Consider the following 7,103-nt stretch of genomic DNA (forward strand, 5'->3'; position numbering starts at 1 on the left):
CGCGCCGACGAGGGCCAGGCCGTGGGCGGCGCGCCGCATCAGCGCGGGGCCCTCCCCGCGCTCGAGGAAGGGCGTCTCGGCCGCGCGCACCTGCGCCCCGGTCCAGGCGGCGATCACGCCTGCGCCCCGTCCCCGGTGCGCTCGGCGATGACCATGGCCATGGCGATCCCGCCGTCGTGCGTCATGGTGAGGTGCCACCGGTCGATGCCCTGCCGGCGCGCCTCCTCCGCCACCGTTCCCTCGGTGCACAGCAGCGGGGCACCGGAGGGGTCCTTCTCGATCCAGCAGTGCTGCCAGATCATCCCGGGCGGCGCCTTGAGCGCCTTCGCCGCCGCCTCCTTGGCGGCGAAGCGCGCGGCGAGCGAGCGCACGTGCAGATCCCGCTCGAGCGGGGTGAACAGCCGGGCCACGAGGCCGGGGGTGCGGGCGATCTGCTCCTCGAAGCGGGCGATGTCCACCACGTCGATGCCGGTGCCGATGATCATGGTCCCCAGCCTAACGACCGCCGGCCCGCCGCCCGGGAGGAACCGGGGCGGCGGGCCGGCGCAGCGGCGGGCGCGGACTACTCGACGGTGACGGACTTCGCGAGGTTGCGGGGCTGGTCGACGTCGTATCCCTTCGCCGTGGCCAGCTCGCACGCGAAGATCTGCAGCGGGACCGTGGTCAGCAGCGGCTGGAGCAGCACCGGGGACTGCGGCACGCGGAAGATGTGGTTCGCGTAGTCGGCGACGGCCTCGTCCCCCTCCTCCGCGATGACGATGGTCACGGCCCCGCGGGCACGGATCTCCTGGATGTTGGAGACCACCTTCGCGTGCAGCGAGTCCCGCCCGCGCGGGGAGGGGACGATGACGAACACCGGCTGGCCCTCCTCGATGAGGGCGATCGGCCCGTGCTTGAGCTCGCCGGCGGCGAAGCCCTCGGCGTGGATGTAGGCGATCTCCTTGAGCTTGAGCGCGCCCTCGAGGGCCACCGGGAAGCCGACGTGGCGGCCCAGGAAGAGCACGGACGAGGCGTCCTTCATGGACTGCGCGAGATCCTTGACCGCGGCCTGCGCGTCGATGACCTGCTGGATCTTGGCCGGCATGGCTTCCAGCTCGGCGAGAATCTCCCCGATCTCGTCCTTGTACTTGTTGCCGCGCAGCTGGGCCAGGTAGAGGCCCAGGAGGTAGGCGGCGGTGATCTGGGCCAGGAACGCCTTGGTCGAGGCGACGGCGATCTCGGGTCCGGCGTGCGTGTAGAGCGCGGCGTCGGCCTCGCGCGGGATCGTGGAGCCGTTGGTGTTGCAGATCGCCACGACCTTGGCCCCCTGCTCCTGGGCGTGCCGGACCGCCATGAGGGTGTCCATGGTCTCGCCGGACTGGGACAGGGCGACCACCAGGGTCCGCTCGTTGACGATCGGGTCCCGGTAGCGGAACTCGTGGGCGAGCTCGACCTCGGTGGGGATCCGGCACCAGTGCTCGATCGCGTACCGGGCGACCTGCCCCGCGTAGGCGGCGGTGCCGCAGGCCACGACGACGATCTTGTCCACGGCGCGGAGCACCGCCTCGTCGATCCTGAGCTCGTCGAGGACCAGGTTGCCGTCCGGGTCGGTGCGGCCCATGAGGGTCTGCTCCACGGCGGCGGGCTGCTCGTTGATCTCTTTCTCCATGAAGGACGGGAAGCCGCCCTTCTCGGCGGCGGCCGCGTCCCACAGCACCTGGAAGGGCTTGCCGTCGGCGCGGTTGCCGTGGAAGTCGGTGATCTCGTAGTCGTCGGCCGTGATGGACACGACCTGGTCCTGTCCCAGCTCCACGGCGCTGCGGGTGTAGTCGATGAACCCGGAGACGTCGGAGCCGAGGAAGTTCTCGCCCTCGCCCAGCCCGAGCACCAGCGGCGAGTTGCGGCGGGCGGCGACCACGCGGCCGGGGTGGTCCACGTGCACGGCGAGGAGCGTGAACGCGCCCTCGAGCCGGCGGCACGCGACCTGCATGGCCGCGGTCAGGTCCTGGTCGCCGAGGTCGTTGTAGGTGTCGGCCAGGAGCACGGCGGCGACCTCGGTGTCGGTCTCCGAGCGGAACTCGTGGCCCTTCTCGATCAGCTCGCGCTTGAGCTCGGCGAAGTTCTCGATGATGCCGTTGTGGATCACGGCGAGCCGGCCGCCGTCGACGACGTGCGGGTGGGCGTTGACGTCCGACGGTCCGCCGTGGGTGGCCCAGCGGGTGTGCCCGATGCCGGTGGTGGAGCGGGGCAGCGGGCTGTCGCGCAGCTCCTGCTCGAGGTTGAGCAGCTTGCCGGCCTTCTTGCGGAAGCCGACGGTGCCGTCCGCGACGACGGCCACGCCCGCGGAGTCGTAGCCGCGGTACTCGAGGCGCCGGAGGCCCTCGACGAGGACGTCAAGGGCGTCGTGCCCGGAGCCGGGCACGTCCGAGCGCTGGGAGGAGGGGCCCACATATCCAACAATTCCACACATGCGCTTCACAGTACCGCATGGATCTCGCCCGGCCGGGCGCACCGGACCCGGCGGGCCGGGCCGTGTTTCCGCCTCTTCTGGGGACACGGCCCGTCCCGCCTGTGGGCCCTTCCGTGGGGTCCGGTCAGCCCCGGCGCTCCCGGACGGCGTCGGCCACCAGCGCCTCGAGCGGCGGGAAGAGCGGGTGCCCGGCGTCCAGCCCCGTGATCTCCCGGACGGCGTCGGCCGGCTCCAGCGTGTCGAGGAGCTCGCCCAGCCGGACGGCCTCCGGGTCGTCGGCCGGGTCGAAGCGCAGGGCGGCCCCCACGGCCGCCTGCAGCCCGTCGGTGCCGAGGCCCCGTTCGGCCAGCTCGGCCGCCGGGCCCACGAACCGCTCGTGCCGGCCGAGCTTGCGCAGCGGGGCACGGCCCACGCGCTCCACGGTGTCGGGGAGGTGCTCGTTGGCGAAGCGGTCGAGGATCTTCGCGACGTAGCGTCCGTGCTCCTGCTCGTCGAACCCGTGCTTCGCCACGAGCAGCGCCTGCGTCTCCGCGAGCGCTGCCGCGACCCGCTCCCGGATCCCGGGGTCGGCGATCGCCTCCGCGATGCGGTGCCGGCCGGCCCGGTAGCCGAAGTACGCGCACGCGGCGTGGCCGGTGTTGACCGTGAACAGCTTGCGCTCGATGTAGGGCACGAGGTCGTCGACGTAGGTCGCCCCCTCGATGGCCGGCTCGCCCCCCGCGAACGGGGTGCGGTCGATGACCCACTCGTGGAACTGCTCCACGACCACGTCGAGCCCGCCGCCGTCCTGCTGGGGCACGATCCGGTCGACGGCGGTGTTGGCGAACACCGCCCGGCGGTCGAGGTCCTCGCCGCCGTACTCGGCGCGGACGGCCTCGGCGAGCAGGTCCGTGGCGGACAGGGCGTTCTCGCACGCCATGACCGCCACGGGGGATGCGCCGTCCGGGCGCGCGGCGATGCCGCGCGCCACGAGCGGCGCCACGAACTTGAGGATGTGCGCGCCCACGGCCGTGGTGACCACGTCCGCCGTGGCGATCTCGGCGACCACGGACTCCGGGGCGTCCGCCGAGTTGAGCGCCCGGTACCCCTCGACGACCGTGTCGCGGGAGCCGGCGCCGACCTCGTGGACGGTGTAGCTGGGGGTCGACGCCAGCGCGTCGATCAGCGGGGCCGCCACGTCGGCGAACACGACCTCGTAGCCCGAGCGGTGCATGAGCAGGCCGACGAAGCCGCGGCCGATGTTGCCCGCCCCGAAGTGGACGCACTTCATCAGTCGTTCACCTTCCCCAGTAGGTCGAGCACTTCGTCGGCGGTCCTCGCCTCGTCCAGCTGGCGCACCTTCTCCTTGTTGCCGAAGATCTTCGCGACCCGGGAGAGGATCGCGAGGTGCTCGTTGTCCTTGCCGGCGATGCCGATCACCCAGGTGACGGGCTTGCCGTTCCAGTCCAGGCCCTCGGGGTAGCGCACGACCGACAGGGCCGAGGAGCGGATGCTGTCCTTCGCCTGGTTGGTGCCGTGCGGGATGGCCAGGCCGTTGCCCATGAAGGTGGACACCGACTCCTCGCGCTCGTGCATGGAGGCCACGTACGCGTCGGTCACGGCACCGGCCGCCACCAGCAGGCCGCCGGCCTCGTCGATGGCCTGCGCGGCGTTGCGCGCGCCGCCGTCCATGACGATCCGGTCCCTGGTGAGGATGGTGGCGTCCCCGGACGTCCCGGCGCCCTCGCCCGGGTCCGCGGCCACGGTGTCGCCGCCGGAGGCCGCTCCCCCGCCGCCGGCCGTGGCCGCCGCCGCGCCGCCGCCCGCCGGGACGGCGGCGCCGTTGCGCTGCTGCACGGCCTCGACGATCTCGTCGTAGCGGGGGCTGCCCATGAAGTTGTCGACGGTCACCACCGCGGCGCTGGGCACCTTCGGCCGGGCCCGCGTGGCCAGGTCCTGGTGGGTGACCACGATGTCGAAGTCGTCGGTGAGGTTGGCGATCGCCGCGTTGGTGACCTTGACGTCGGCGAACCCGGCCGCCTTGACCTTGTTCCGCAGCACGGAGGCGCCCATCGCGGAGGAGCCCATGCCGGCGTCGCACGCGAACACGATGCGCTGCACCGGTCCGCCGTCGGCCAGCTCACGGGCGGGGGTCCCGCCGGTGTCCGCGCCGCCGCTGGTGCCGACGATCGCGGAGGACACGGAGCTCTTCTTGCCCTTCATCCCCTCCATCCGGGAGGTGGCCTCGGTGAGGTCTCCCTCGCCCTTGTCCTTGGAGGCCTTGAGGATGATCGAGGCCACGAAGAAGGACACGGCGGTCGCGGCCGTCACCGCGAGGGCCACGCCCACGTAGCTGTCGGTGGTGGCCTGGGCGAAGATCGCGATGATCGAGCCCGGGGCGGCCGGGGCGCGCAGGCCCGCGTCGAAGAGGGTCAGCGTGAAGATGCCCGTCATGCCTCCCGCGATCGCCGCCAGGATCAGCGCCGGCTTCATCAGCACGTACGGGAAGTAGATCTCGTGGATGCCGCCCACGAAGTGGATCAGGGCCGCGCCGGGGGCCGAGGCGCGCGCGGCGCCGCGGCCGAAGACCGTGTAGGCCAGCAGGATGCCCAGACCGGGGCCGGGGTTTGCCTCGAGCAGGAAGAGGATCGACTTGCCCTCCTCCAGGGCCTGGGCGGTGCCCAGGGGGGTGAGGATGCCGTGGTTGATCGCGTTGTTGAGGAACAGCACCTTCGCGGGCTCGATGAGGATCGAGGTCAGCGGCAGCAGCCCCCGGGTGACCAGGAAGTCCACCGCCGAGGCGGCCGCGTTGGAGAAGGCCAGCACGGCGGGGCCGATCAGGAAGAAGCCGAAGATGGCCATGGCCGCGGCCAGGATGCCGGCGGAGAAGTTGTTCACGAGCATCTCGAAGCCGGGCTTGATCTTCCCGTCCCAGATGGCGTCGACCTTCTTCATCACCCACGCGGTCAGCGGGCCCATGAGCATCGCCCCGATGAACATGGGGATGTCGGTGCCCACGATCACGCCCATCGTCGCGATCGCCCCGACCACGCCGCCGCGGACGTCGTAGACCATCCGCCCGCCCGTGTAGGCGATCAGCAGCGGCAGGAGGTAGGTGATCATCGGGCCGACCAGGCCCGTGTACGGCTCGCCCTCGGCGTTCTCGCCGAACCCGCCCAGCGGGCCGAAGGGGGTGAAGCCCGCCTCGATGAAGAACGCGGTGATCAGCCCCCAGGCGATGAACGCCCCGATGTTGGGCATGATCATCCCCGAGAGGAACGTGCCGAAGCGCTGCACGTGCGCGCGGGCCGCCGTCGACCGCCCTCCCGCCGGTGCTGTGGTCTCTGAGGTCGTTGCCGTCGCCATGGTCCTGTCCTGACTCTCGAGCGGGGTGGTCCTCCACCGGCGGAGCGCACGCGCCGTGCACTGCTGTGAGTTCTCTCACGGCGAATACCGGATCGAGACCAAATCTACACCCGGGTACGGGGCCTGTCTCCGGTACACCTCGGGCGCCGGGGTGCGGTCTAGACTGTGGTCGATGACCGCATCTACGCTGAGCGAACGCGCCTCGCCCTTCGTGGAGCTCGACCGGCAGACCTGGTCGAGACTCTCCCACGAGATCGACGTTCCCCTCACCTCTCGGGAGATCGAGAACCTGCGCGGCCTCGGCGACCGGCTCGACGTCGCGGAGGTCCGCGAGGTGTACCTCCCCATCTCGCGGCTGCTGACCCTCTACGACGAGTCGTCGAACCGGCTCAACGCCTCGACCAACGCGTTCCTCGGCGAGGAGCACGCCCGGACCCCGTTCGTGATCGGCATCGCCGGCTCCGTGGCCGCCGGCAAGTCCACCACGGCCCGCCTCCTGCGCGAGCTGCTGTCCCGGTGGCCGTCCACCCCCCACGTGCAGCTCATCACCACCGACGGTTTCCTGTACCCCAACGCGGAGCTGCAGCGCCGCGGGCTCATGGACCGCAAGGGCTTCCCGGAGTCCTACGACCGCCGCGCCCTGCTGCGCTTCGTCGCGAAGATCAAGTCGGGCGCCCCCGAGGTGCGGGCGCCCAAGTACTCGCACCACAGCTACGACATCCTGCCCGGCGAGGAGGTCGTGGTGACCCGCCCGGACGTGGTCATCATCGAGGGGCTCAACGTGCTCGCCCCCGCCAAGGTGGGCCCCGGGGACCGGGCCGCCCTCGCCCTGAGCGACTTCTTCGACTTCTCGATCTACGTGGACGCCCGGCCCGCGGACATCGAGCGCTGGTACGTGGAGCGGTTCCAGGCCCTGCGCTCCTCCGCGTTCGCCGACCCCGGCTCCTACTTCCACCGCTACGCCGACCTCTCCGACGAGAAGGCCGTGGCCACCGCCACCGGCATCTGGCGGCGGATCAACGAGCCCAACCTGATCGAGAACGTGCAGCCGACGCGCGGCCGCGCCCGGCTGATCCTCTCCAAGGACTCCGACCACTCGATCCGGCGCGTGCTGCTGCGCAAGAACTGATGGACGCCCTGCGCGCCGGCGCCCTCCTGCTCACCGCCGCGGTGCTCGTGGCCGGGTGCGCACCTGATCCCGGGGCCGCTCCCCCGGCCCCGCCGGAACCCTCCGGCACCACCGCGGCACCGGCCGCGCCCGCCCCGCCCGGGTCCGGTCCTGCGTCCGTGCCGGCTCCGGCGTCCCCGT

6 protein-coding genes are annotated in these 7,103 nt (G+C 71.8%); 2 read left to right on the forward strand and 4 right to left on the reverse strand.

Going from position 1 to position 7,103, the window contains the following annotated elements; genetic code table 11:
- Nucleotides 1-113 precede the first annotated feature (113 nt).
- The 4 genes from CRM73_RS17400 to CRM73_RS17415 all read right to left on the reverse strand — a co-directional run bounded on the left by CRM73_RS17400 (nucleotide 114) and on the right by CRM73_RS17415 (nucleotide 5,794).
- Nucleotides 114-485 carry a holo-ACP synthase gene (locus CRM73_RS17400; RefSeq protein ID WP_017833335.1) on the reverse strand — a complete coding sequence of 124 codons (372 nt, stop codon included), beginning with the start codon at nucleotides 483-485 and terminating at the stop codon, nucleotides 114-116.
- 77 nt (nucleotides 486-562) lie between these two features.
- Complete coding sequence (gene glmS, locus CRM73_RS17405; protein ID WP_229588618.1) at nucleotides 563-2,449, reverse strand: glutamine--fructose-6-phosphate transaminase (isomerizing); 1,887 nt, start codon at nucleotides 2,447-2,449, stop codon at nucleotides 563-565.
- Between the two features lie 124 nt (nucleotides 2,450-2,573).
- Nucleotides 2,574-3,719 carry a mannitol-1-phosphate 5-dehydrogenase gene (locus tag CRM73_RS17410; RefSeq protein ID WP_035924835.1) on the reverse strand — a complete coding sequence of 382 codons (1,146 nt, stop codon included), beginning with the start codon at nucleotides 3,717-3,719 and terminating at the stop codon, nucleotides 2,574-2,576.
- On the reverse strand, nucleotides 3,719-5,794 hold the full coding sequence (locus tag CRM73_RS17415; RefSeq protein ID WP_031282963.1) for a PTS mannitol transporter subunit IICBA: 2,076 nt from the start codon (nucleotides 5,792-5,794) through the stop codon (nucleotides 3,719-3,721). Before CRM73_RS17415 ends, CRM73_RS17410 begins: the two co-directional genes overlap by 1 nt.
- Before the next feature lie 172 nt (nucleotides 5,795-5,966).
- On the opposite strand from CRM73_RS17415, the gene coaA reads away from it, so the two are divergent.
- Nucleotides 5,967-6,923, forward strand: coding sequence for a type I pantothenate kinase (gene coaA, locus CRM73_RS17420; protein ID WP_031282962.1), 957 nt, complete (start codon nucleotides 5,967-5,969; stop codon nucleotides 6,921-6,923).
- A partial coding sequence (locus CRM73_RS17425) for a hypothetical protein (protein WP_229588619.1) occupies nucleotides 6,923-7,103 on the forward strand: 181 nt, incomplete at its 3' end. The genes coaA and CRM73_RS17425, both read left to right, overlap by 1 nt.

It is taken from the genome of Kocuria sp. CCUG 69068 (assembly GCF_020833785.1).
Taxonomy (GTDB): Bacteria; Actinomycetota; Actinomycetes; order Actinomycetales; family Micrococcaceae; genus Kocuria; species Kocuria rosea.